The organism is Halomonas qinghailakensis, from assembly GCF_025820815.1.
GTDB lineage: Bacteria > Pseudomonadota > Gammaproteobacteria > Pseudomonadales > Halomonadaceae > Vreelandella > Vreelandella qaidamensis.
Window position 1 is genome coordinate 373,134 of the sequence record NZ_CP096973.1, and the last position, 24,540, is coordinate 397,673.

Here is a 24,540-nt window from a genome sequence, read left to right on the forward strand (position 1 = left end):
GCCTTGAACACGCATTAGTTAATGACTGGTTCTCGGCGGCGAGTCGGTTGCGGATCTTCTTCTACATCGCGACGTGAATTGGCCTCTTCAACTAACTGGGGCCTACGCCACCACCACAGAGCAACCCCCACACATCCACCTAAACCAACACCCAGAATTAACCAAAGCAAACCACCGCGTAACGCACTCATGCTACCCTCTAAAAAGGCAACTGCAGACACCATGGCTGCCGGCGCCCAGCCGGTATAAAACTCACCCTCTTCTATCAATGGCAACCGATATCCTGCTGGTATCCACATCGCCCCCGCCACACACCAGGTGATGAGCAAGCGTGGTAGACGAGGCAAGAACGCCATCGCAGAGTAAACAGCGACTAGCACTAGCAGTGAAAGGACGTAATAACTTAACCACAACAGTGACATTGAGTCTTCAAACAGCATAATACCCCTCATGTGGGTGGAGACACCCGACGTTGATTTCCCGCTATGGTACCTATCAATTTATGAAAGCACAGCCTGGTATGCACGAAGGCTCGCCTGTCGCACATTATTATCGCGCTAATTCTCCAGAATGGCACTGGCTTGAAGAGCGTGAAACGCCCGATGTAAGACTTTTTTTGGACGCTGCAAACCATCAGCATGCTGAATGGTTTGCTCCTTTACGGCCGCTTGCTGAAACACTTTATCAAAGCCACTTAGCGCGCCGCGAGCTGGCGATCACCAGTCTTAAGACAGCGCTGGACCATTTTACGTTCTGGAACAACACTGCCGCCGAGGATGATTACCCTTGCTGGTGGCGACATCCTAACGGCCAGCCTGATGCACACGAGTGCTTTCTTGACGTGCGCGATCGTGCCGCTGACCAGCCGTTTTATGATATGGGCGATATGGCGCTTTCTCCTGATGAGCAATGGCTCGCCTGGACAGAAGACACTCAAGGAGATGAGCGCTTTACCCTGTGGCTAAAAGCATTGCCAAACGGAAAACCACAACAGTTACTTAGTGACATTGGCGCAAGTGTTTGCTGGGCTGAAGACCAGGCGGCTAATGGTGCAACATTGCTATTTACCCGTTTTGACGATACTCAGCGACCAGACTCTATCTGGCGTGTATGGATACCGTTTTCAACGCCAGAGCGCCTTGCCGAACCAACCTTAATCATGCGAGAAAACGATCCAGAATTCTGGATTGGGATTGGCAAAACGCGTTCGAAAGCATGGCTTCTGATTGAAAGCGGTTCAAAAGATACAACAGAAATTCATGCGGTGCCTGCAAACCAACCCCAGGCTTCACCACTATGCTTACACGCCCGCCAAGCAGGTGTTGAAGTAAGCATTGAACATCGCCCTGGTACGTTTTATCGCTTACAAAACCTTGAAGGCCCTCATTTTCAGCTCGACTTCATGCATATTACCCAGCACAGTGCCGATGCTCCTGAGTGGCAGCCACTGATAGCCCACCGTGAAGCTACCACCTTAGAAGGAATCGATGCGTTTGACTGGGGTTTAATCATCGCCGAGCGAAGCCATCACGATGCCCAGGTCATGTTACGTCGCTTAGTGCTAGATAAAGATCACAACCTCTCACTGGATAAGCATATAGAACTACCTGAAACACCCTGCTCGCAGCTGCTAGAAGATTCGCCACACTTCAATGCAAATACAGTACATCTACGTGAAGAGTCATTCACTCGCCCCCCCAGCTGGTATGCGCTAAACCTTGATAGCGGTGAACGCACGCTGCTAAAGCAAGTCCCTGTTTACGGCCAACTGCTGCCTGAACAACTAGTCAGCCAGCGCATATGGGCAACCAGCGCTGACGGCGAACGCGTACCGGTATCCATCGTTATGCGTGCTGACTTAATTGGCCAACCACTCCCAACGCTGCTGTATGGTTACGGCGCTTATGGTGAAGCGCTTGACCCCTGGTTCTCAATTGCCCGGCTTGAACTACTCGAACGTGGCGCAGCATTTGCAGTAGCCCACGTACGCGGCGGCGGTGAGCGAGGCGAACCGTGGTATCTCAACGGCAAAATGGCCCACAAAGAGAACAGTTTTAATGACTTTTTAGCGGCCCGCGATGCGTTAGTAAACGCAGGATTTAGTCAGCCAGAAAGGATCGTGGCCTGCGGAGCAAGTGCAGGCGGCTTGTTAGTTGGCACCTGCATCAATCGCAGGCCTGAGGCGTTTTGCGCAGCGGTGTTAGAGGTGCCATTTTTAGATGTATTACGTACCATGCAGAACCCAGAATTACCCCTAACTACCGCCGAATATAGTGAGTGGGGTAACCCTGAAGACCCAGAAGTGGCCGAACGTATCCGTGGCTACTCGCCTATCGACAACATTCGCTCTCAGCACTACCCAGCGCTGTGGATAGAGGGCAGTTGGTTTGATACTCGCGTCAGTTACTGGGAGCCCGCTAAATTTTATGCCCGCGTTACCGAGGCACAGCAAGGCAGCTCGCCTGTATTGCTACATACCGACATGACCAGCGGCCACGGTGGTGCATCAGGTAGGTTCAAAGCTTGGCGAGATACTGCCCGCCAAGACGCGTTTATTCTCTGGGCTCTTGGGTTAGCCTCTGTGGATACGACACACCAGCAACCCTAACGCTGTTCCAAAGCGCCACAGGTATTTGACCTAGCGGAGGCCTTTAGCACTAGAAAAATATCAAGACTTAACCTAGATAACGTGTAAAGCAGCGCTTAGGCGCTGCTTTTTTGTCAGCAAATTATTTTATGGAAATACTTTCCATAAAATAATTTTTACGCCATACTACCCATATGCTCATTAGACAAATGTCTAATGCACAATTTGATCTAACACGTAATTAGGAGAACACCATGAACTATAAAGAACAGTTTCCAACGATTTGGGATACTTCGCCAAAAACACGCGCGTCTACACAGCAGCTGGCTACGTTAAAAACAGCAAAAGCACCACAGCCTTTGCCGTTTAAAGAAGCATTTTTAACCATTTGGGATAGCACAAAAACCAAAACCGCCAGCTAACATGTTGGTTAGCCAGCGGTCAGACACGTGCCAGGGAGGGCGACTTATGGATTTAAGTCATCGGCAACACTGCGATAATATGATCTTCTAGTTGGCGCTCAGGTACATCGTCCTGGGAAACCGCAAAGCTTCTTACGCTAACGCCTTTTCTGTGAACGCGCTCCGCATCATTACTAAGTAATGGATGCCATCCTGCTAGTTTGCGCCCTTCAGCAACACGCCGATAGCCACATGTGTGCGGCAGCCAAGTAAACTCTTTGACAAGTTCAGGCGTCAGTTGCGTACAGTCGGGTACGCTATCGAAGCGATTTTCATAGTCACTGCACTGACAGCTGTGAATATCCAGTAACCGACAGGCAACGTTAAGCACTGCCAATTCTTGCGTTTCATCGTCGTGGAGCTTCAACAAGCAACATTGGCCACAGCCATCGCATAACGCCTCCCACTCTTGGGGCGTTAATTCTTCTAGCGAGTATCTTTCCCAGAAGCGCTCACGCATAGCCGCCACCATCATTGATTCCCTTTACTTTCACCATCTTTAAATAATCTCCACCCTCCGTAGTACCACCACTGCTGGTTAGCGTGGCACGGCACTCTTGCCATAACACTGAGAAGTCGGCTGCTAAGCATGGGTAGTCTTCGTAAAGCCAAGGCACTAACTCTGCTAAACGGTTAGGCCCCGATAGCCGTTGGCCAACGCCTGCTACTGCACGACAGGTAAAGTCAAAATCAGCGTATCGGTGCAACCAGTCATGCTTAATCATGAGTGGCATCATGGTAGACAGGCGTTGCGGCGCAGGCCAAGCCTGTAACAGCTGATAGCAGCGCTCAATTAACTGATGCTGCTGCTCTCCCGCCTGTTGACGAGCAAGAAAATGATCCCACACGATATCTAACGCGATACCAACATAACGCCGCTGAGCGCTTGGCGCGCGCCGCTTTGCCTTTAAAACGTTTGGGTGCCGGTCAATCCAAGCATCCACGCGGCGATGATGACGTATGCCACTAGCAACTTCTGGCGACCAAGCCGTGAGGTCTTGCCCCTTCACACCGTCAGCAATCAGATTTCCGTAAAGGAACTCATCACTTCCAGCATGGGCAAGCCAAGCATGGGCAAGAAAGTTCATAACAAAAGGTTCATAACAAAACGTTCATAGCAAAACATTCATTCGCGGTTAGCCGCTTGCGCACGGTGAACATCCAGCAAATAGGCTTCTTTCGCAGGCGGCATTTGTAGATAAAAGCCTTGCTCTTGGATGGCGGACATCACATCGGCTGCGTTCACCCGAGCCAGCTTTTTGTCGGCGGTCAATATCATTGTCAGTACCGGCACTGGCTTACCAAAGGTTTCCATTAGCGCCTCGGGTACGGATGACAACCCTTTCTGCTTGTCTATATAGAGGTACATCTCGTCTTTACGTGAGCTTTTTAAAATTTCACAAAGCAGTTTCTCGCTCATTGCGATGACTCCTCAAGCGCCTGATAAATTTCTTGAGTTAGGTAAGTATGACGCCAGCCACCAGGAGGCGTTAGCGGCTGATTAGCGAGCCGCTGCATCACCAGCCCCTCAATATCTCGCCGCCGCAATAGCATTTCCGGCGCTATTTGCAATTCAGCCGCCTTATCAACCACCACTTTTTTTAGTGCTTTAAAGCGCCGCTTAAACGCAGGATGCATTGGATCTGGCCAACGCGCAGGCAGATTATCTTCAGGGCAGTGCTGAGCCTGCTTCACCAGCGCTAACAACGTGTCGCCCTCTTTTTTAATCAGCGGCGGTTTGACTCCCTCAATCTCGGCCAACTCATAGCGGTTTTTGGGCATTTTTTCCGCTACCGCAAACAATAGTTTATCGCTGACTAACCAGTTACGCGGTAAATCACGGCGCCGGGTTTCCCCTTCCCGCCAAATGGTCATTAAACGGTAGGCCTCAAGCTGATGGGGATCAAGACGCCATAACTGCCGCTGGCGCGTATACCACTGGCCGTCGCTTTCAACACTGCGTCCCGCCTGCTCAATCAGGCTGGCACACTCATCGTCAAGCCATTCACGTCGACCTAGTTGCTCAAGCTTTTCAGCTTGTAATCTCCACACTTTCAGCAAATAAATAACATCTAACGCCGCGTATTCACACTGAGAGGGCGTCAAGGGACGTTCTAACCAGTTGGAACGCGTTTCTTCTTTAGGCAGCGTTTCTCCCATCCAATGCTCTACCAGTTTTTGATAGCCCATGCCGGGGGTTTCACCTAAAAAAGCCTGCGCAACCTGTGTATCGATAAGTGGTGTTGGTAATACGCCTGCCCAATGCTGGAAAACCTCTAAATCTTCACTGCACGCGTGCAGTAGTTTAATGGCGCTATTTTGCAGCAAGTCACGAAAGGCAGCAGTACAGGGCGTGCTCAACGGATCGACTAAATAAGCCGTATCACCCGTGGTGAATTGAACAAGCGCTGGCACCGGAAAAAATGTATTTTCGCGGAAAAATTCAGTGTCGAGGGCAATGACACTGGCACCGGCGACTTGCTCGCAAGCAGCATCTAAGGCGTCAGCACTATCAATCCATTGATACAACGGGGGGGCTAAAGAGGACAAAGCACACTTCCGGGTTGGCACAAGCGCATAAGCGTTTGCGTTTTTTGTAAGGGTCAATCGCTGGCAAAAGGCTGGCGACCATTAAAGGCGCGGCTTAGCGTACCACCGTCGACATACTCAAGTTCCCCCCCCATGGGCACACCATAGGCGAGCCGAGAGAAAGAGACACCGTAATGAGAAAGTTGGGCAGCAATAAAGTGTGCTGTCGCCTCGCCTTCCACAGTGGGATTGGTGGCAAGCACTACTTCACGGATGTTGCCCTCTGCGATGAGGCTTTCCAATAAATCTAAGCCGATGGCATCAGGGCCAATACCATCCAGAGGAGAGAGATGGCCATGTAACACAAAATAACGACCATGGAAGCCGCCCGCCTCCTCAATAGCAAGTTGATCAGCAGGTGACTCCACAACGCACAGGAGTGAATCATCACGACGGCTACTTTCGCACAGCACGCAGATATCCGCTTCGGTCAATGTACGGCAGCGCTGACAATAACCTACTTCTTCAATGGCCTGCTGAATTACCGCCGCCAACCGCTGTCCACCTGGGCGTTCGCGCTCTAGTAAATGCATAGCCATACGTTGAGCCGTTTTCGGCCCAACGCCTGGCAATACGCGAAAAGCGTCCATCAGTTGCTCAACAAGCGGGGAAAAACGCATGGTTTAGAACGGCATCTTAAAGCCGGGTGGCAAGTTTAAGCCTGCCGTTGCTTCTTCCATCTTCGCCTTGGAATTTGCTTCTACTTTGCGAACAGCGTCATTCACGGCCGCGGCAAGCAAATCTTCCAGAAGCTCTTTATCTTCTTCAAGAACACTGGGGTCAATGTTGACATCGATGACATCATGGCGACCATTCATGGTGATTTTCACCATACCCGCGCCCGCTTCGCCATGTACTTCTGCTTTCGCAGCTTCTTCTTGAACCTGCTGCATCTTCTCCTGCATTTCTTGGGCTTGCTTCATTATGTTGCCCATTCCACCTTTAAACATGCGCTTATCTCCTTAAGGAACAAAAATATGAACATTGCGAGTCAACCATCGCGGCTAAGCACGTTTGTCAGACGCAGGTTTAACGGTTGACTCAATGAGCGTAGCCCCAAATGCCTGCTGTAGCTTCTGTATATTGGGGTCGCGGTGTAATAGATCAACTGCTAATAAGTGACGCTCTTTCTGCTGACGCTCTTCCTGCTGACGTGGCGTTTCAAGCTCTGGCGCCAAATCAGCCACTGTAAATTCGACACGCCGCGGTAACCCATAGCTGCTTAGCGCGCGCTCAATACGGCTATTGTGTACATCAGCTTGCATAGCAGACTGACTGGGATCAAGCCGTAGCACTACCGTCTGACCATCATCACTTTCAAGCTGACAGTGTGCTGCCAAATTACGCGTAAGACCGCCCAACCCAAGCGCACTAAAGCATGCCAGCCACCCAGCATGATCGAGACAATCACCATCCGTATCCTGGGAATTGACAGCATTAACAGGTACATCAGAGGAAACTGGCTCTGGCTCTGGCTCTGGCTCTGGCTCTGGCTCTGGCTCTGGCTCTGGCTCTGGCGCAAGCATAGCCGCACTCTCTACTTCATCAAGCGACCATGGCGGCGCCTGGTCTGACGAAAGAGCATCTAACGCGCTGGATGCCTCATCAGTGGCTGGCTTATCAATGTCTGATTCAGCATTCGCCTGCGCAGCAGCGGGGTCAGGTGCGTTAACCTGACCCATTGGCGACGCAGGCTCAGGCTTTTTTGCCACAGGCTCTGCAGCAGCACTTGCCTGTGTCGCAGGGGGGACATCCGACACGTCAGACGCTGGCGGCTCGCGACGCAGCGGTAGCGGTGTAGTAGGCGGTTTTGGCACTCCCTGAGGACGAAATGCCAACATACGCAGTAAGGTCATCTCCAAGGCACTACGTAGATCAGGCGCATGCACCATATCGCCACGCCCCTGAATACCAATCTGGTAGTAAAGCTGAATATCTTCAGCGGTAAAACGGTTTGCTAACTGTTGAATAAGCGCTCGATCACCGTGGCTATTATCCACGGCATCAGGCACCATCTGCGCTACCGCCAAACGATGCAATACCGCGCTTAACTCATCCAATACGGCTGCAAAATCAGGCCCTTGCTCCGATAACTGCGCAACCTCAGCTAGCAGTCGCTGAACATCCACATCTGCCAAGGCTTCCACCAGTGCCAATACGTGGCGATGATCCAAGGTACCCAGCATGGCAGCAACATCTGCATGGCGAATCGCACCTTGGCCAAAGGCAATAGCCTGATCGGTTAAGCTCATGGCATCGCGCATTGAACCTTCTGCGGCTTTACCTAACAGCCACAAAGCACTTTCGTCATACTCAACGCCTTCCTCACCCAGAACATAGGTTAGGTGTTCCACCACCCGCTCTGGGGGCATATGTTTCAAGGTGAATTGAAGGCAGCGTGAGAGTACGGTGGCAGGCAACTTCTGCGGATCAGTAGTGGCCAGCAAGAACTTCACATGGGGCGGCGGCTCTTCCAACGTTTTTAACAGCGCGTTAAAACTACTGGTCGACAGCATGTGTACCTCGTCAATCAGGTACACCTTGTAGCGCCCTTGAGTTGGCGCATACTGCACGTTATCAAGCAACTCGCGGGTATCTTCAACTTTTGTTCGCGAAGCAGCGTCAACCTCAATCAAGTCAACAAACCGACCTTCATCTATCGCCTGGCAGCTGTCGCACTGACCGCAGGGCGTCGAGGTAATGCCTTCATCGCCGCGACCATTAGCGGTGCAGTTGAGGCATTTAGCAAGAATACGCGCAAGGGTTGTTTTACCCACACCTCGGGTGCCGGTAAATAGATAAGCGTGGTGAAGACGGCCCTGGTCAAGGGCATTGACTAAGGCGCGTTGAACATGGGCCTGGCCCACGAGCTCGTGGAATGTACGCGGCCGCCATTTGCGGGCCAGAACCTGATAGCTCATTGAGCACTACTTCCTTTGGCGGGCTAACTGTCGATGCGAAAAGAGCACCATTCTAGCGGCTGCGCTGCAGCCCGCCAACCGCCCAGCTTATAGACTGGTAAACCAACAGTCTCATAGACTAGCAGCTCTAACGACTGAGCGGCATGGGGCACTAATCGTTAAGCGTTGTCGCCGCTCTCAGCAGCGCCAACGCGTTGGGCAGCTTCTTTAATCAGCTTCTCAAGTTCACCGCTTTGATGCATCTCGACTACGATGTCGCAACCGCCTACCAGCTCGCCTTCGACCCATAGTTGCGGAAAGGTTGGCCAGTTAGCAATTTTCGGCAGTTCAGCGCGAACGTCTGGATTATCCAACACGTTAACAAAGGCAAAACGTTCGCCGCAGCTCATCAGCGCCTGTACTGTTTGCGCGGAAAAACCGCACTGCGGTAGTTGTGGCGTGCCCTTCATGTAGATGAGGATAGGGTTTTCGCTAATTTGGCGCTGAATATTTTCGGCAGTCGTGCTCATGATGTGCTCCTAGAAACAAGGAATGTTATGGCGCCAGTTTACGCAATTCGTTAACTGGCTTTAACCCTTTAGCCGAAGATTACCTTTTATTGCTGTGCAAGTTAATACTTGAGCAAACTACTCGGCCTTACATATAGCGACTCATTCTACGCATGCCAGGCGCGTTGCGCATCCCCCCTAGCATCGCTAGGATAGTGTTTTTGCGCGGAGAGATACCATCATGGCGACACGCCATTTCTTAACCTTGCTGGATTTAACCCCAGATGAGCTGGCGTACCTGATTCAGCGTGCGATTAAGATCAAAACCGAGCTAAAGGCTAACGGCCCGGTGTACACACCGCTGCCTAACCGCACGCTGGCGATGATTTTTGAAAAATCATCCACCCGCACCCGCGTATCGTTTGAAACCGGCATGGCACAGTTCGGCGGCCATGCGCTCTTTCTCTCCCCCCGCGACACACAGTTAGGGCGCGGCGAGCCTATCGAAGATACTGCCCGAGTGCTGTCTGAAATGGTCGATGCGGTAATGATCCGCACCTTCTCCCACGCGGGACTAGAGGCTTACGCAAGCGCCAGCAGCGTGCCTGTCATTAATGCCTTGAGTGACGACTATCACCCCTGCCAACTATTGGCGGATGTGATGACCTGGACCGAACTACGCGGCAGTGTAAAAGGGCGCACGGCGGTTTGGGTGGGGGATGGCAATAACATGTGCCACTCTTGGATTAATGCTGCTCGCCAATTTGGCTTCCATCTGCGCATTTGCTGCCCGAAAGGGTATGAACCTCGCGCTGACATCATGGAAGCGGCCAGCGACTGCATCACACTGCTGCACGACCCACAAGAAGCCGTCAAAGGGGCCGACTTGATTACTACAGATGTGTGGGCATCCATGGGGCAGGAAGAAGAACAGGCTAAGCGTGAAACCGATTTTGCCGGATTCCAAGTCACCGAAGCGATGCTCGACAGCGCACAACCTGACGTGCTTTTCCTACACTGCTTACCTGCTCACCGCGGTGAAGAGATTAGCACCACTCTGCTAGATGACCCGCGCGCTGTCGTATGGCAAGAAGCAGGCAACCGTCTGCACGCTCAAAAAGCCCTGATTGAGTTTTTACTGCTCGGTAAAATTACTGACGAATAGCCAGAAAACCCAAACGTTCATTTGACGAATAAAACGTTCATTTGACGAATAAATAGTTAAAAAAAAGCGCCCATTACCATGGGCGCTTTTTTGGATTCTATCAACAATGTCAGTAATGCCAACAATATTATTAACAATAACAAATTGGTGGAGCCTAGCGGGATCGAACCGCTGACCTCAACACTGCCAGTGTTGCGCTCTCCCAGCTGAGCTAAGGCCCCACATACTTTTAAGCGACGTTTTCAAATCGCTTCCTATAACGGCGAAAAATAGTACGCTGACAGATCGCTTAACGTCAAGCTAATGATGAACAACGATCAACTAAATTCTCCTTTGATAAGAGCTGTGGCACTCTATACCTTGCAACCGTGGCTTTCGCCCACCACTACGATGATTTTATGCAGGAGCCAGCACCTTGATCAAAGTTTTAATCGCCGATGATCATCACCTGGTGAGAACCAGTATTGCTCACCTGCTTAACGAAGAGTGCGATATCAAGATCGTAGGCGAAGTTGACGATGGTGAAAGCGCAGTCACTGAATGCCGTCGCTTAAAACCTGACATTGTTGTGATGGATATTCGCATGCCTGGCATCGGAGGCCTTGAAGCAACTCGACGTATTCATAGAACAATGGAAGACGTTAGGGTACTGATCTTAACCGCGCATATGGAAGATAGCGCATTACGACTTATGCTAGAAGCAGGAGCAATCGGCTTCCTTAGCAAAGGCGCTGACGCAACTGAAATGACCGATGCTATTCGTCAAGTCTTTCACGGAAGGCGCTATGTTAGTAAAGAGATCGCTCAGCGACTGGCGCTTTCCCATTTTACTGATGAGGACAACCCCTTTCAGCACTTGTCGCACCGAGAGCTACAAATTGCCCTTATGATTGTAAATTGTCAGCGCGTTCAGGATATTTCTGACCGTTTGCACCTTAGCCCCAAAACGGTTAACACTTACCGCTATCGGCTATTTGACAAACTACAGGTAGCCACTGATGTAGAGCTTACCCACTTGGCACTGCGCTATGGTTTAGTCGAGGGCTTTGACGCCATCATGGGATAGTCCTACCATCGCAACTTCTGTTGATTAGAAGCGCCGATGCCAGCTATGACTTTTGATGCTAAGCAGTTTTTAAGTTCTGTTAGCACCTCCCCAGGTGTTTATAGAATGCTGGATGAGCACACCAACACCTTATACGTTGGTAAAGCTAAGCGCCTAAAAGCGCGCCTTGCTAGCTATTTTCGCGGCCAGCTTAACGCCAAAACTCAGGCAATGGTGGCACGCATTGCTGATATCCAAATCACTGTTACTCGCAGCGAAACCGAAGCATTGCTTCTAGAGCAGACGCTCATAAAGGAACTACGCCCACCGTATAACATCCTGTTAAGAGACGATAAGTCATACCCTTTCATCTTTGTTACTGATCGGCACGCCTACCCCGCACTTGAATACAAGCGAGCACGGCAGCGCAAGGGAGATGGACGCTATTTAGGGCCCTATCCAAGTAGTGGGGCAGTGAAAGAAAGCCTAGCGCTCATGCAGAAAATCTTCCGCATCCGCAACTGCGAAGACAGCGTATTTGCCCACCGCTCTCGCCCTTGCCTGCAATACCAAATTCAGCGCTGTAGCGCGCCTTGTGTCGACTACATTTCGGAAGCGGATTACCGACGCGATGTAGAGCATGCCGTTATGTGCCTTGAAGGCAAAAGCGAACATGTCACCCAACTACTTAGCGAGGAGATGGAAACAGCCAGCCGTGCCTTAAATTTTGAAGAAGCAGCAAGGTTACGTGATCAGATACAGCAGCTGCGCCAGCTGCAGCAACGGCAGTTTGTCGATAATGAACATGGCGATGCCGACGTTTTTGCACTTGCCCAACGTCCTGGCGCGCTTGGCATATCAATCCTTAGCGTACGCGATGGACGTTTACTGGGCGCTCGCCATCATACGCCCAAAAACGACCTAGATTTGCCGCCTGACATGCTGTTGACAGAGGTCGTTAGCCAGTACTACTTCGGACAGCCTCATAACGTACCAAGTGAAGTTATTACCAGTCATCCACTTGAAGACAGCACACTGATTGCTGAAGCCCTTTCTCAGCAAGCAGGAAAACGCGTTCGCGTTACCAGCCAAGTTAGGGGCCATCGCGCTCAGTGGCAGCACCTAGCAATGACTAATGCTGAGCAACAGCTTTCTTCGCAGCTGGCTAATAAAACCCAACTTACTCAGCGATTTGAAGCCCTTCAGAAAGCTCTCTCACTAGACAAAATACCCGAGCGCCTAGAGTGCTTTGACATCAGCCACAGCCATGGGGAAGCAACCGTGGCTTCCTGTGTAGTGTTTGACCATCAGGGTCCACGCAAGAGCGATTACCGTCATTTCCGCATAGAGGGCGTTGCCGCAGGCGATGACTATGCAGCCATGCAGCAAGCCTTAACACGTCGACTCAAACGTGTGAAAAGTGGCGAAGCCGTGGCACCTGACATTTTAATCGTTGATGGGGGCAAAGGTCAGCTCAACATGGCCCGCGGCGTACTAACCGACCTAGCGGTTACCAATGTCATTTTGCTCGGCGTTGCCAAAGGCACTACTCGTAAAGCAGGCCTTGAAACGCTCTTTCTGGAAACCACCGACAACCCACTCCCCCTTGACCCAGCTTCGCCGGCACTGCACCTGATTCAGCATATTCGTGACGAGTCACACCGCTTTGCTATTGCCGGCCATCGGGCCCAACGTGACAAGGCACGACGCACCTCAACACTTCAGGATATACCCGGCATCGGCCCTAAAAGACGGCGCGAACTGCTACGCTTCTTCGGTGGCTTACAGGGCGTTCAAAAGGCCAGTCGCGATGAACTAGCACGTGTACCCGGCATTAATGCCTCGCTTGCCGAGACTATTTACCAATCTCTCAACGGATAAACCTGTTGTTAACGTGGATGCTAGGCACTAAGGGGGATAGAATGTTCTCCACTACTTCGTCTTCTATGATTCTCCGGCAAGGATCGCGCCCTGCGATGAATATACCTAACATACTGACTCTGGCAAGAATCGCCTTCATTCCACTACTGGTAGTACTTTTTTACTTACCTTTTAGCTGGAGCATGCCTGTGGCTGCAGGCCTATTTGCGCTAGCCTCCGTAACTGACTGGCTGGATGGCTACCTAGCCCGCCGCTGGAATCAATCCACGCCATTTGGCGCGTTTCTCGATCCCGTGGCTGATAAGTTAATGGTCGCGGTTGCCTTAGCGCTGCTTATCGAGCGCTTTGACACTCTGGTATTAACTCTACCCGCGCTGGTCATTATTGGTCGTGAAATCGTCATTTCAGCACTTCGCGAGTGGATGGCAGAAATGGGCAAGCGCGGAATGGTCGCGGTTTCTTGGATCGGTAAGCTTAAAACAACGCTACAGATGGTTGCTCTCCTCATACTATTGGCCTTCCCACCAGGGCATGAGCTTGCACTCATTGGCGTTGTTGTTCTCTACGCCGCCGCCATTCTTACGCTTTGGTCAATGGCCCAATACCTCAAAGCAGCCTGGCCACACTTGAGTCGCTCTATGTAATGACTTGTTGCATAACAGAGGCTTCAGATAAATTCATTAATTGACAAGTGCGCAGCAATGCGTATAATTCGCCCTCGAGTCAAGCGGGAATAGCTCAGTGGTAGAGCATCGCCTTGCCAAGGCGAGGGTCGGGAGTTCGAATCTCCTTTCCCGCTCCAACTTGGATAATGTGGTAAAGCAAGAGAAGGTCGTGAGCTGGAACGCCAGTCCGATCGAATCTACTTTTCCGCTCCAATGACTTGTATGGCTGGATGGCAGAGTGGTTATGCAGCGGACTGCAACTCCGTGTACGCCGGTTCGATTCCGACTCCAGCCTCCATTTTAAGTGTGACGACGAATAGCAATCTTTCATCGATACACTGCCCGGATGGCGAAATTGGTAGACGCAAGAGACTTAAAATCTCTCGGAGGTAACTCCGTGCCGGTTCAAGTCCGGCTCCGGGCACCATATACTGCAACACCCCTTCCTACTTGTTTCCAGTTTATTTATTCATCGCACGTTTGGTCAGCCTATTAGGCGATAGCAAACTATCAGTTGTTTTAGCCTATAAAGAACGTATCCAGTAGCTTCTATTGGTTACTTTTTAACAACTGTTAGTCAGGCTGGTAGCTCTGCCTCATAAGCCCATCCCCCTATCTATTGCATGCCAGTCTTTCGCCTCTATCTATATGCACTGAAAGCAATTTTTCGCGCCCACTCATCGCCAAGCGAAAGCAGTCACGCTATGATGCCACTTCTGTTATCTATCGCGTAAAAGGCGTTTAGCGTTTAGCACCTACCGCGTTATGAATGTGAAAAGAGGATCGGGTCCCATGAGCACGCCAACATCCGACGTACTTATTATCGGCGGCGGCGTCGCCGGCCTAACCCTAGCACTTGAAGTTGCCGATCATCTCTCGGTGACGTTAGTGAGACCCGCCCTGGACGACCAAGGAGCCAGCCGCTGGGCGCAAGGGGGAATAGCCGCCGTTCTCTCACCGGATGACGATCTAGAGGCACATATACGAGATACACTCATTGCTGGCGATGGCCTGTGCGATGAAGATGCAGTCCGCTTTACTGTCACTCATGGCCCAGACGCCATTCAGTGGCTAATCAACAACGGCGTACCCTTTACTCCAGACCCAGACCCCAGCGCTCGCTACCCCTTCCATTTAACCCGCGAGGGAGGCCATAACGCACGCCGCATTATTCATGCGGATGACGCGACTGGTCGCGCGGTAGTCGATACGTTATACGAAAAAGTAGCTGCACATCCCAACATTATTCAGCGCAGTGACTTGACCATCTTGCATTTGATTAGCGATACCGAAGGACGCTGCATTGGCGCGGAAGGCGTCGATCGACAGCAGCACCAACAGATGCTGTTTGCTAAGCACGTTGTTCTGGCAACCGGTGGTGCAAGCGGCCTTTATCGCCATACCACTACCCCCTCGCCAAGTAGTGGAGAAGGTATGGTAATGGCGGCTGAGTTGGGCGCGAAACTAATGAATCTTGAGTTTCAGCAGTTTCATCCTACTTGCCTGTTTGACCCAGAAGGGCCTGCTTTTTTGATTAGCGAAGCCGTTCGAGGAGAGGGTGGGCGTTTGCTAAATGAAGCTGGGCATCGGTTTATGCCCGATATCGATTCTCGCGCCGAGCTAGCCCCTAGAGACGTGGTTGCCCGAGCTATCGATTCACAAATTCAACAAAGTCACCAAGGGCATGTCTGGCTAGACATCAGCCACCTTGGAGAAACGGCTATCCGTCATCACTTTCCTACCATTTTGGCTCATTGCGCCTCTCGGGGAATTGATATTACCTGCCAGCCCATTCCAGTCGTCCCTGCTGCTCATTACAGCTGTGGTGGTGTTGCTACCGATCATCACGGCGCAACTCACGTCACCAATCTCTATGCTGTTGGTGAAATTGCTTATACGGGACTGCATGGCGCCAATCGTATGGCCAGTAATTCATTACTAGAATGCCTGGTGTACGCAAGAAGCTGTGCAAAGCACTTGCTAGCACAGTCACAGAAAACACAGACACAGAAAACACAGCCACAGAAAACTCAGTGCAAAAATTTGCCAGGCGATCACACTGATGCATCACAACGATCAGAGCAGTTGCCAGACCAGCAAGAGATCTCAATTCCAATGTCAGCACTCACTGCTTTACGCAGCGAGATGCGCGCCATTATGAGCCAATATGTTTCAATTGTTCGTAGCAATCACGGTTTAAGTATCGCTTACGATAAGCTAAGCGACCTTGAAATGCAGCTTGACGATATAGATGAAAAGCGCAGACATCCGGAAAGTGTGCGCTTGCAACAAGCGCTCTGGCTAGCGCAGTTAACGGTATTAGCAGCGCTTCAAAGGCATGAATCACGTGGGTTGCATTACTCAATTGACTGGCCTAAACACCAACAAGACACCATGGCATCCGAGTCGTCACTTAAGCAACTATCGCCCAGGACGATGGCATAAGCGCCTCAGCGCTCGTTGGCTATGGGCTGGCAAGCTATCAGGCCATAGCCAAAGTCTCTGTGGCCCAACTCGAAGTCCGATTAACCAAGGTCCTACGTAGTCCGCATTAACCGGTTGTTCGTTTTCAAGCTCACCTTCTTCTGACAACCACTGAGCACTAAGTTGATAGTCGCTTTTTACAACCCTCAGCTCGCCCGTAGGTTGATAGCGATACTCTCGGCTTAGCAACAGCAAGGCGACTAAAGCCGATAGTATCGCGACCCATAAGCCTATCAGCCATGCCGCCATTGCACATAACCCAACAGCCAGCAAAGCGTGGAAAGCGCTCTGTATTTTAGAGCGTGCGATAAGCAGAGTTATCGGTAGTTTCTGCATGGTCCACAATCATCTTCACGATGCGCTTTAACGATGGCTCCTCGGGCCACTCACGACGCATCAGCCATCCAAAGAGGTCTTGATCCTCTTCTTCAATTAAACGCTGATAGGCTAGCTGTTCGTCCTCACTCAGCCCATCAAAACGGTGCTCGAGAAAAGGAATCAGCAATAAATCTAGCTCCCACATGCCACGACGGGAATGCCAATAAAGGCGCTTGCGCAGTATGGCTGCAGGGGAAGTATCGTCGTTCAACGTCAGCCTCTCCAGTTACAAAATGAGTTGTCAGTATACCTAAGCCACGGGGTCGCGCCAGCGCCTTGCTTCGCCTATGCTGATATTCATTCTAGTACCTTGTTTTATCTGAATTGTTTTATGCTGCCATGCGCAGTATGCTGACCTTGCTGTTATCGAGGTCGCACGTGCGTCACGGCCTTTAAAGTTCGCAGGGAGCCAACCGATGACCAAATCTGAATTAATCGAACAAATTGCGATGCGTCAACCGGAGCTATCCGCCAAAGAAGTGGAAACGGCGGTGCGTATTATTTTAGACGACATGACCGATGCGCTTGCAAGTGGAGGGCGTGTTGAAATCCGAGGGTTCGGCAGCTTTTCATTACACTACCGAGAGCCGCGTACTGGGCGCAACCCAAAAACGGGAGACCCAGTCGACTTGGATGGTAAGTACGTGCCGCACTTTAAACCTGGCAAGGAGCTTCGTGAGCAGGTAGATGCTAGCCGAGCACTAGGCTATTAGTAAGCTTACCAAGGTTATGCAACGTTGGCGTCGTCAATAGCAAGAGTGTTGATATGATCGGGCTATCCTACTTTATGCGGGATGACGCCACGCCACGACTAATACACAATAGAGCCATTATGAATGTCACTGACTAGGAAACTCTCATGCGTTGGATCAAAGGGCTGATTCTGGCCATCATATTGCTGGTTGTTCTGCTGGTAGGTATTTTATTTGCCGTCAACAACCAACAAACTATCGCCTTAAACCTGATCTGGGCAGAACTACCGCCTGTGTCCCTCTCGGTTTGGTTACTGGCTACGTTAGCTCTTGGCGTCATTTTAGGCATGCTCGCCATGCTAGGCGTTTATATACGGCTTAAAGCGCAATTAGCTCGAAGCGAGCGCCATAATAAGCAGCAGCAAAAAGAGCTGGATCGCTTGCGTACCCAGGAGCTTAAGGAACTGGCATAAATGTTCGATGTCGTGCTGCTAAGCGTTCTATTGGCAGCCATCGCCATCGGTTTTGGCCTGGGTGTTCGTTATACATCCCGCCGCTTGCGCCCCCCTTCCTCGCGCACGATAGGCTTATCGAAAGAGTACTTCGTCGGGCTTAACTATCTGCTTAACGAGCAGCCCGACGAAGCGATCAACACGTTCATCAACGCACTAGATGTCAACAGCGACACGGTAGAAACCCATATCGCGCTAGGCAAGCTGTTTCGTGCACGTGGTGAAGCCGACAAGGCCGTAAGGATTCATCAAAACCTGCTGGCTCGCCCTGCCCTTTCCACTATAACGAACGAACATGTACAGCTTGAACTAGCGCGCGATTTTATGGCGTTAGGCGTTCATGACCGTGCCCAGCGACTGCTGAGAGCGCTTCTCGACAAATCACTCAGTGACCTCTATCGTCAGGAAGCCAAACGATTATTGATTGATTTACTTGAGCGCGAAAAAGAGTGGCAAGAAGCCTTCGACGTGGCGCAATCATTGATAAAGCAACAACCTGGCATGCGTCGCCCGGCTGCTCACTGGCTGTGTGAGCTCGCTCAGGAAGAGATACAACAAGCAAGTAGAGCGCTCGCCCGCAAACACTTAAAAAAAGCACTACAACTCGATGAGCGATGCGTCCGCGCAACATTACTGCTTGCCGAGCTAGAGATGGATAATGGGCATTACACGCGTGCCATTGAACGACTGAGCCATATTCCCCAACAGGATATTGCTCACATTCCCACCATGCTACCCGCCCTTCAGCATGCCTATGAGCGTAATAACGATATTCAGGGCTTTGAAACGCATCTTTATCGGCTGCTGGGGCAAGCACCGTACACCAGCATCATTATCGCTTTAGGAGAACTCGTTCATCAACGAGATGGCGTAGATAGCGCTATTGAACGAACGGGCGAATGGTTAAGGGAGGCACCCAGTCTAGGAGGGCTCGACTACTTAATCGACCTTTATCATGAAAGCCAACGTCTAAGTGGAAAAACACCGCCAGACACCCGCTTATTGCTTTTAAAGCACCATACCGACGCTCTTTTAGAGGGCAAGCCTCGCCATCGTTGCCGCCGATGTGGCTTTGCAAGCGATAACTTGGCTTGGCAGTGCCCGAGCTGCCGACGCTGGGGCACCATTAAACCTATTACAGGTGTCGATGGCGAGTAATGAATCAGCCCTCCAGCTCAGCTTCTATAGCTGCAAGCGCCACCATAGGTTCTTCTGCTTGAGTGACTGGCCGTCCAATCACTAAGTGAGTACTGCCAACGCGCATTGCATCACTGGGTGTCATAATTCGCTGTTGATCATTAGCCGCAGCAAAGCTAGGCCGAATACCTGGCGTTACTTTCAAGAAATCGTTACCACAAAGCGACTTAATTTGCGCCGCCTCTTGAGCTGAACACACTACTACCCCACCTAATCCGCTCTGCTGCGTTAAGGATGCTAAACGTAAGACATGCTCTTCTGGCGTATCATCGATGCCCGTCTCACTTAAATCCTCAGCTTGCATACTGGTAAGCACAGTAACGGCAATAAGATGCGTGTTTAAGCCATGGTCATCTAAGCGCTTAGCGGCCGCCTCCATCATTTTACGGCCACCGGACGCATGCACGTTAACCATCCAGACACCTTGCTCTGCCGCTGCCTGTACCGCACCTGCTACGGTATTCGGAATATCATGAAATTTTAAGTCTAGGAAAATTTCAAAACCACGGCCATGCAAGGCTTCTAACACCGCAGGGCCACTACGCGTAAATAGCTCTTTACCGACCTTCACCCGGCAGCGCTTAGGATCAAGCTGATCTGCCATGCACAAAGCCGCGTCAAGCGAGCAGTAATCCAAAGCAATAATCAAAGGGGAATCAGTAGACACTGCGTTTAACTCCATTTTTCATTTCCCAACATTATAACAGCCAATTTCACCTTGCTGTGTAGGCGATTGACCATTATCAGATAGCAAAAATCTTACAAAAATCATCGTTAATGTCTTACAGCACTCATCCTATAAACGTATTAATTTAGTCAAGGCAAAGAGAACTAGAAGTAACAGGAAATAGATGGGATAGGGAATAGATGGGATAGGGAATAGAAGCAACAGGGAATGTTTTGTGTATGCAAACCACCGCAACATTTCACTGCCTAACATAATTACCTATGGTAAGGCGACTCCAGGGAAAACAAGAGGATACTAATAATGCCAATAACTCTCAAAGGACTATTCGCTGCTCTATTTTTGAGCTTAAGCTTAGGCATATCAAGCCTTGCTTTAGCACAGGATATAACGCCCATTAATGTGAACACGGCAGATGCGGAGCTGCTGGCTGAACTACCTGGTATTGGCCCGAGCCGTGCGGCAGCCATTATAGAAGAACGCGAGAACAATGGAGCGTTTGCAGATGCAGATGACCTCACCCGGGTTAGCGGTATTGGCCCTGCCACCGTTGACCGCATGCGTGATCAAGTGACAGTTACCGAGTAATTAACGTACGAGTAATTAACGTAATAGCTATTATAAGCAATGGTTGAAGCCGCTTGGGAGACCCAAGCGGCTTTTATCATCAAGGCTGCATAGCCACTATCTCTTAACTGCTATCTCTTAACTGCTATTTCTTAACTGCTATTTCTTAACCACTACATCATGCCAACACATTACTAGTGCTTAAGCACTGCTTAAAAGCGATATTAAAAACTATCGCCTGGTATTCGTACCGCTCCTTCCATCAATACCCGTGCGCTACGGCTCATCACCGCTTGATCTATCTGCCAACGCCCGTCCGTTAGGCTTGCCTTGGCCCCGACTCGCAAGGAGCCGGAAGGATGGCCAAAGGTAACCGCTTCCCGCTCATCTCCGCCTGCTGCTAAGTTCACCAGCGTGCCTTGAATAGCGGCAGCTGCACCAATCGCCACCGCTGCAGTGCCCATCATCGCATGATGCAGCTTACCCATTGAAAGCGCTCTCACCACCAGATCGATATTTTCTGCACTCACCGCTTTACCACTGGAGGCGGTATAGCTAGCCGGTGGGGCAACAAAAGCCACCTTCGGCGTATGCTGTCGGCTGGCCGCTTCATCAACGTGCTTAATCAATCCCATACGCACCGCGCCGTGGGCACGAATAGTCTCGAACATAGCAAGCGCCTTGGCATCGCTGTTAATCGCTTCTTGTAACTCACAGCCGGTATAGCCGATGTCCTGGGCGTTAACAAACACGGTGGGAATACCTGCATTAATCAGCGTCGCTTTTAAAACGCCAACCCCAGGCACTTCCAACTCATCTACCAAGTTGCCAGTGGGGAAAATGGCCCCCTCACCGTCAGCAGGGTCCATAAAAGCCACGGGGATTTCTGCAGCAGGAAAGGTCACGCCATCCAGCTCAAAATCGCCGGTCTCTTGCACCTGACCATTCACAATAGGCACTTGAGACACAATGGTTTTACCAATATTGACCTGCCAAATACGCACTTCAGCCACACCGTTTTCCGGCACCTTGGCGGGATCAATTAACCCATTAGCAATTGCATAGGGGCCGACAGCTGCTGACAAGTTGCCACAGTTACCGCTCCAATCTACAAACGGCTTATCAATAGACACTTGCCCAAATAGATAATCCACATCGTGATCCGCGGACTCGCTCTTGGAAAGAATAACCGTTTTACTCGTGCTGGATGTCGCCCCACCCATCCCATCAATCTGTTTTTCATAGGGGTCGGGGCTTCCAATCACCCTCAGGAGCAGCTTATCCCGCGCCTCTCCTGGCACTCTCGCTGCCTCGGGCAAGTCGTTTAGGGTAAAAAACACCCCTTTACTGGTGCCGCCTCGCATATACGTGGCGGGAATACTAATTTGCGCAACATGAGACATAAACAACGCTCCCTAACCATTTTCGATGACGATGCCTAATGACCATGCTCAATGTCGTTTTCCAATGACCATGTTCACTAACCGCATGCCGAAAAAAGAGCCCGACGCTTAGCGACGGGCTCTTTCATTAATCGCCTTGGCGCTACACGTTACACGCCTGCTTGGCTACGCCGTGGTGGATTCAAGAAAATCCTGGGCGAAACGCTGCAATACCCCACCGGCAGAGTAGATCGTGACCTCTTCAGCAGTATCAATGCGGCAGATCACTGGCACACGTTCAGTGGTACCACTTTGACGATGAATAACCAACGTCAGCTCTGCGCGAGGCTGAGGAACACCTTCTACGTCGAAGACTTCCGTACCGTCCAGCGCTAGGGTTTTCCGTGTGGTGCCTTCTTCAAACTGCAGCGGCATCACACCCATACCAATTAAGTTGGTGCGGTGAATACGCTCAAACCCTTCAGCTACAATCGCCTCAACACCCGCTAGCGCAACACCTTTCGCCGCCCAGTCACGCGAGGAACCCTGACCATAATCCGCACCGGCAATAATGATCAGCGGCTGTTTACGTGCCATATACGTTTCAATGGCTTCCCACATCCGCGTCACAGTGCCTTCTGGCTCAACCCGTGCCAGCGACCCCTGCAACACTTTACCCTGCTCGTCGTGCACCATTTCATTAAACAGCTTGGGATTGGCCAAGGTCGCCCGCTGAGCCGTCAAATGGTCGCCGCGATGGGTCGCGTAGGAGTTAAAGTCCTCCTCAGGCAAGCCCATCTTGTGCAGATACTCGCCAGCCGCACTGTCCATCATAATCGCGTTAGAGGGCGACAGATGGTCAGTGGTGATATTGTCCGGCAAGATTGCCAGCGGACGCATGCCTTTCAAGCCACGCTCAGCAGCCATGTTGCCTTCCCAATAGGGCGGGCGACGAATATAGGTGCTCTGGGGCCGCCATTCGTAAAGCGGGCTCACCTGGGTGCGTGCGCTCTTGTCGAGGTCAAACATTGGGATATAGGTTTGACGGAACTGTTCCGGCTTCACGGAAGCCTTCACAATCGCATCGATTTCGCTATCGTCGGGCCAGATATCTTTCAGTGTTACTGGGTTACCGTCTTGGTCGGTGCCCAGTACGTCTTTCTCAATATCAAAGCGAATCGTACCCGCAATTGCGTAAGCAACCACTAAGGGCGGCGATGCCAAAAATGCCTGCTTCGCATAGGGGTGAATGCGCCCATCGAAGTTACGGTTACCGGAAAGTACTGCCGTGGCATATAGGTCACGATCAATAATTTCTTTCTGGATCACCGGATCTAACGCACCGGACATACCGTTACAGGTAGTACAGGCGTATGCCACGACACCAAAGCCAAGTCCTTCCAGCTCATCCATCAAGCCAGCGTCTTCTAAGTACATCTTGACGGTTTTCGAACCCGGCGCCAGCGACGACTTTACCCACGGCTTGCGGGTTAACCCTAAGCGGTTGGCATTACGGGCAATTAAGCCTGCTGCCACCATGTTACGCGGGTTAGAGGTATTGGTGCAGCTGGTAATAGCGGCGATAATGACCGCGCCATCCGGCATTCTGCCCGCTTGCTCGTCGGCCCGCGCTTTATCCAGGTCAATCGCTATACCGCGCTGGGCAAGCTCCGAAGTGGGCAAATGCGCATGGGGGTTGGAAGGCCCTGCCAAGGTGCGGGTAACGCTGGAAAGATCAAAGCGCAGTATCCGCTCATACTCAGCAGTTTTTAAACTATCGGCCCACAGCCCTGTGTGCTTGGCATAGGCTTCCACCAAGGCCACCTGCTCATCTTCACGACCTGTGAGTTTGAGGTAGTCAATGGTTTGGTTGTCGATGTAGAACATCGCCGCCGTAGCACCGTACTCTGGCGTCATGTTGGAAATGGTCGCCCGGTCACCAACGGTTAACGCGTCAGCGCCTTCTCCGTAAAACTCCAGGTAGGCACCCACCACGCGCTCTTTGCGTAGAAACTCGGTAATCGCCAGCACCATATCGGTGCTGGTGATGCCCGGCTGCAGCTTGCCGGAGAGTTCTACACCGACGATATCCGGCAGGCGCATCATCGAAGCACGGCCCAGCATCACACTTTCAGCTTCAAGACCGCCAACGCCGACGGAAATGACGCCCAGCGCATCGACCATTGGCGTGTGGCTATCGGTACCTACACAGGTATCCGGGTAAGCAATATGCACGCCTTGTTCATCAGGGCGGCACTGCACCACCGGTGACATTTTTTCCAGATTAATCTGGTGCATAATGCCGTTACCCGGAGGAATAACATCGACGTTCTCAAAAGCCACTTTGGTCCAATTAATAAAATGGAAGCGGTCATCATTACGGCGATCTTCTACCTGGCGGTTTTTTTCGAACGCGTCTTTCTCAAACCCTGCGTGCTCAACGGCCAATGAGTGGTCAACGATCAGCTGCGTGGGCACCACAGGGTTTACTTTCGCTGGGTCACCACCCTTTTCAGCAATCGCATCGCGTAGACCTGCAAGGTCTACCAACGCGGTTTGCCCAAGAATGTCGTGACATACCACCCGCGCCGGGTACCAGGGGAAGTCCAAGTCTTGTTTACGTTCAATGAGCTGCTTTAGGGCATCGGTTAGCAACGCTGGGTCGCAGCGACGAACCAACTGCTCGGCCAACACCCTGGACGTATAGGGTAGCGTCGCGTAGGCGCCAGGCTGGATATCCTCAACGGCTTGCTGCGCATCGAAGAAATCTACCGGCGCACCTTCTGCCGTTACGCCTGGCAGCGGCTTGCGATAATTCGTGTTCATAATGCCTCTCACTTA

Annotated in this window: 25 protein-coding genes and 4 tRNA genes; 14 read left to right on the plus strand and 15 right to left on the minus strand. The window is 51.4% G+C overall.

What is annotated here, in order from left to right:
- Nucleotides 1–14: 14 nt before the first annotated feature.
- Nucleotides 15–440 carry a hypothetical protein gene (locus M0220_RS01715; protein WP_264018521.1) on the minus strand — a complete coding sequence of 142 codons (426 nt, stop codon included), beginning with the start codon at nt 438–440 and terminating at the stop codon, nt 15–17.
- A gap of 62 nt (nt 441–502) precedes the next feature.
- On the opposite strand from M0220_RS01715, the gene M0220_RS01720 reads away from it, so the two are divergent.
- Together M0220_RS01720 and M0220_RS01725 are read left to right on the plus strand one after the other, a co-directional pair.
- Nucleotides 503–2,608: a S9 family peptidase gene (locus tag M0220_RS01720; RefSeq protein WP_264018522.1), complete on the plus strand. Its 2,106-nt coding sequence runs from the start codon at nt 503–505 to the stop codon at nt 2,606–2,608.
- 233 nt (nt 2,609–2,841) lie between these two features.
- The gene (locus M0220_RS01725) at nt 2,842–3,009 is read left to right on the plus strand and encodes a hypothetical protein (RefSeq protein WP_198023690.1); all 168 of its coding nucleotides are present in this window, start codon (nt 2,842–2,844) and stop codon (nt 3,007–3,009) included.
- Between the two features lie 52 nt (nt 3,010–3,061).
- On the opposite strand, the gene M0220_RS01730 is transcribed toward M0220_RS01725, so the two are convergent.
- From M0220_RS01730 to grxD, 8 genes are all read right to left on the minus strand, one after another.
- Complete coding sequence (locus M0220_RS01730; RefSeq protein ID WP_030070312.1) at nt 3,062–3,520, minus strand: YcgN family cysteine cluster protein; 459 nt, start codon at nt 3,518–3,520, stop codon at nt 3,062–3,064.
- Complete coding sequence (locus M0220_RS01735) at nt 3,501–4,136, minus strand: acyl carrier protein phosphodiesterase (protein ID WP_264018523.1); 636 nt, start codon at nt 4,134–4,136, stop codon at nt 3,501–3,503. The genes M0220_RS01730 and M0220_RS01735 overlap by 20 nt, the downstream gene beginning before the upstream one ends.
- A gap of 38 nt (nt 4,137–4,174) precedes the next feature.
- Complete coding sequence (locus M0220_RS01740; protein WP_030070310.1) at nt 4,175–4,468, minus strand: YcgL domain-containing protein; 294 nt, start codon at nt 4,466–4,468, stop codon at nt 4,175–4,177.
- Nucleotides 4,465–5,598 carry a ribonuclease D gene (gene rnd / locus M0220_RS01745; RefSeq protein WP_030070309.1) on the minus strand — a complete coding sequence of 378 codons (1,134 nt, stop codon included), beginning with the start codon at nt 5,596–5,598 and terminating at the stop codon, nt 4,465–4,467. The genes M0220_RS01740 and rnd overlap by 4 nt, the downstream gene beginning before the upstream one ends.
- A 53-nt stretch (nt 5,599–5,651) precedes the next feature.
- The gene (recR, locus tag M0220_RS01750; protein WP_030070308.1) at nt 5,652–6,257 is read right to left on the minus strand and encodes a recombination mediator RecR; all 606 of its coding nucleotides are present in this window, start codon (nt 6,255–6,257) and stop codon (nt 5,652–5,654) included.
- Nucleotides 6,258–6,260: 3 nt separating this feature from the next.
- Nucleotides 6,261–6,587 (minus strand): YbaB/EbfC family nucleoid-associated protein, encoded by a 327-nt coding sequence (locus M0220_RS01755; RefSeq protein ID WP_030070307.1) that lies wholly within the window; start codon nt 6,585–6,587, stop codon nt 6,261–6,263.
- Between the two features lie 54 nt (nt 6,588–6,641).
- The gene (gene dnaX, locus M0220_RS01760) at nt 6,642–8,558 is read right to left on the minus strand and encodes a DNA polymerase III subunit gamma/tau (protein ID WP_264018524.1); all 1,917 of its coding nucleotides are present in this window, start codon (nt 8,556–8,558) and stop codon (nt 6,642–6,644) included.
- Nucleotides 8,559–8,716: 158 nt separating this feature from the next.
- Nucleotides 8,717–9,067 (minus strand): Grx4 family monothiol glutaredoxin, encoded by a 351-nt coding sequence (gene grxD / locus M0220_RS01765; protein ID WP_030070305.1) that lies wholly within the window; start codon nt 9,065–9,067, stop codon nt 8,717–8,719.
- 220 nt (nt 9,068–9,287) lie between these two features.
- Here grxD and argF point away from each other — a divergent pair, with 220 nt between their 5' ends.
- Entirely contained in the window at nt 9,288–10,211 is a 924-nt protein-coding gene (gene argF, locus M0220_RS01770; RefSeq protein WP_030070304.1) for an ornithine carbamoyltransferase, read from the plus strand.
- A gap of 145 nt (nt 10,212–10,356) precedes the next feature.
- Here the strand turns inward: argF and M0220_RS01775 are convergent.
- A tRNA-Ala gene (locus M0220_RS01775) sits at nt 10,357–10,432 on the minus strand.
- A gap of 194 nt (nt 10,433–10,626) precedes the next feature.
- Between M0220_RS01775 and uvrY the strand changes: the two genes are divergently transcribed.
- From uvrY to nadB, 7 genes are all read left to right on the plus strand, one after another.
- A complete protein-coding gene (uvrY, locus tag M0220_RS01780; RefSeq protein ID WP_030070303.1) occupies nt 10,627–11,277 on the plus strand; it encodes a UvrY/SirA/GacA family response regulator transcription factor in 651 nt (216 codons plus the stop codon).
- Between the two features lie 45 nt (nt 11,278–11,322).
- Nucleotides 11,323–13,137 (plus strand): excinuclease ABC subunit UvrC, encoded by a 1,815-nt coding sequence (gene uvrC, locus M0220_RS01785; RefSeq protein WP_030070302.1) that lies wholly within the window; start codon nt 11,323–11,325, stop codon nt 13,135–13,137.
- Nucleotides 13,138–13,232: 95 nt separating this feature from the next.
- Entirely contained in the window at nt 13,233–13,781 is a 549-nt protein-coding gene (gene pgsA / locus M0220_RS01790; protein WP_030070301.1) for a CDP-diacylglycerol--glycerol-3-phosphate 3-phosphatidyltransferase, read from the plus strand.
- A gap of 83 nt (nt 13,782–13,864) precedes the next feature.
- Nucleotides 13,865–13,939, plus strand: a tRNA-Gly gene (locus M0220_RS01795).
- 87 nt (nt 13,940–14,026) lie between these two features.
- Nucleotides 14,027–14,100, plus strand: a tRNA-Cys gene (locus M0220_RS01800).
- 42 nt (nt 14,101–14,142) lie between these two features.
- A tRNA-Leu gene (locus M0220_RS01805) sits at nt 14,143–14,229 on the plus strand.
- Nucleotides 14,230–14,594: 365 nt separating this feature from the next.
- Nucleotides 14,595–16,247 (plus strand): L-aspartate oxidase, encoded by a 1,653-nt coding sequence (nadB, locus tag M0220_RS01810; protein WP_264018526.1) that lies wholly within the window; start codon nt 14,595–14,597, stop codon nt 16,245–16,247.
- Here nadB and M0220_RS01815 read toward each other — a convergent pair.
- Both M0220_RS01815 and M0220_RS01820 read right to left on the minus strand, forming a co-directional pair.
- Complete coding sequence (locus M0220_RS01815; protein WP_232222334.1) at nt 16,224–16,622, minus strand: hypothetical protein; 399 nt, start codon at nt 16,620–16,622, stop codon at nt 16,224–16,226. The genes nadB and M0220_RS01815 overlap by 24 nt on opposite strands.
- On the minus strand, nt 16,582–16,875 hold the full coding sequence (locus M0220_RS01820; protein WP_030070298.1) for an FAD assembly factor SdhE: 294 nt from the start codon (nt 16,873–16,875) through the stop codon (nt 16,582–16,584). Before M0220_RS01820 ends, M0220_RS01815 begins: the two co-directional genes overlap by 41 nt.
- 205 nt (nt 16,876–17,080) lie before the next feature.
- Between M0220_RS01820 and M0220_RS01825 the strand changes: the two genes are divergently transcribed.
- The 3 genes from M0220_RS01825 to lapB all read left to right on the plus strand — a co-directional run bounded on the left by M0220_RS01825 (nt 17,081) and on the right by lapB (nt 19,026).
- Nucleotides 17,081–17,377, plus strand: coding sequence for an integration host factor subunit beta (locus tag M0220_RS01825; RefSeq protein ID WP_030070297.1), 297 nt, complete (start codon nt 17,081–17,083; stop codon nt 17,375–17,377).
- A 146-nt stretch (nt 17,378–17,523) separates the two neighbouring features.
- Nucleotides 17,524–17,829: a LapA family protein gene (locus tag M0220_RS01830; protein ID WP_030070296.1), complete on the plus strand. Its 306-nt coding sequence runs from the start codon at nt 17,524–17,526 to the stop codon at nt 17,827–17,829.
- Nucleotides 17,830–19,026: a lipopolysaccharide assembly protein LapB gene (lapB, locus tag M0220_RS01835; protein ID WP_264018528.1), complete on the plus strand. Its 1,197-nt coding sequence runs from the start codon at nt 17,830–17,832 to the stop codon at nt 19,024–19,026.
- Between the two features lie 4 nt (nt 19,027–19,030).
- Here the strand turns inward: lapB and pyrF are convergent, their stop codons facing one another.
- A complete protein-coding gene (pyrF, locus tag M0220_RS01840; protein WP_264018529.1) occupies nt 19,031–19,732 on the minus strand; it encodes an orotidine-5'-phosphate decarboxylase in 702 nt (233 codons plus the stop codon).
- Between the two features lie 321 nt (nt 19,733–20,053).
- Between pyrF and M0220_RS01845 the strand changes: the two genes are divergently transcribed.
- The gene (locus M0220_RS01845; protein WP_030070293.1) at nt 20,054–20,338 is read left to right on the plus strand and encodes a ComEA family DNA-binding protein; all 285 of its coding nucleotides are present in this window, start codon (nt 20,054–20,056) and stop codon (nt 20,336–20,338) included.
- Nucleotides 20,339–20,541: 203 nt separating this feature from the next.
- On the opposite strand, the gene prpF is transcribed toward M0220_RS01845, so the two are convergent.
- A complete protein-coding gene (gene prpF / locus M0220_RS01850; RefSeq protein ID WP_264018530.1) occupies nt 20,542–21,720 on the minus strand; it encodes a 2-methylaconitate cis-trans isomerase PrpF in 1,179 nt (392 codons plus the stop codon).
- Nucleotides 21,721–21,885: 165 nt separating this feature from the next.
- Nucleotides 21,886–24,525, minus strand: coding sequence for a Fe/S-dependent 2-methylisocitrate dehydratase AcnD (acnD, locus tag M0220_RS01855; RefSeq protein WP_030070291.1), 2,640 nt, complete (start codon nt 24,523–24,525; stop codon nt 21,886–21,888).
- Between the last annotated feature and the right edge of the window lie 15 nt (nt 24,526–24,540).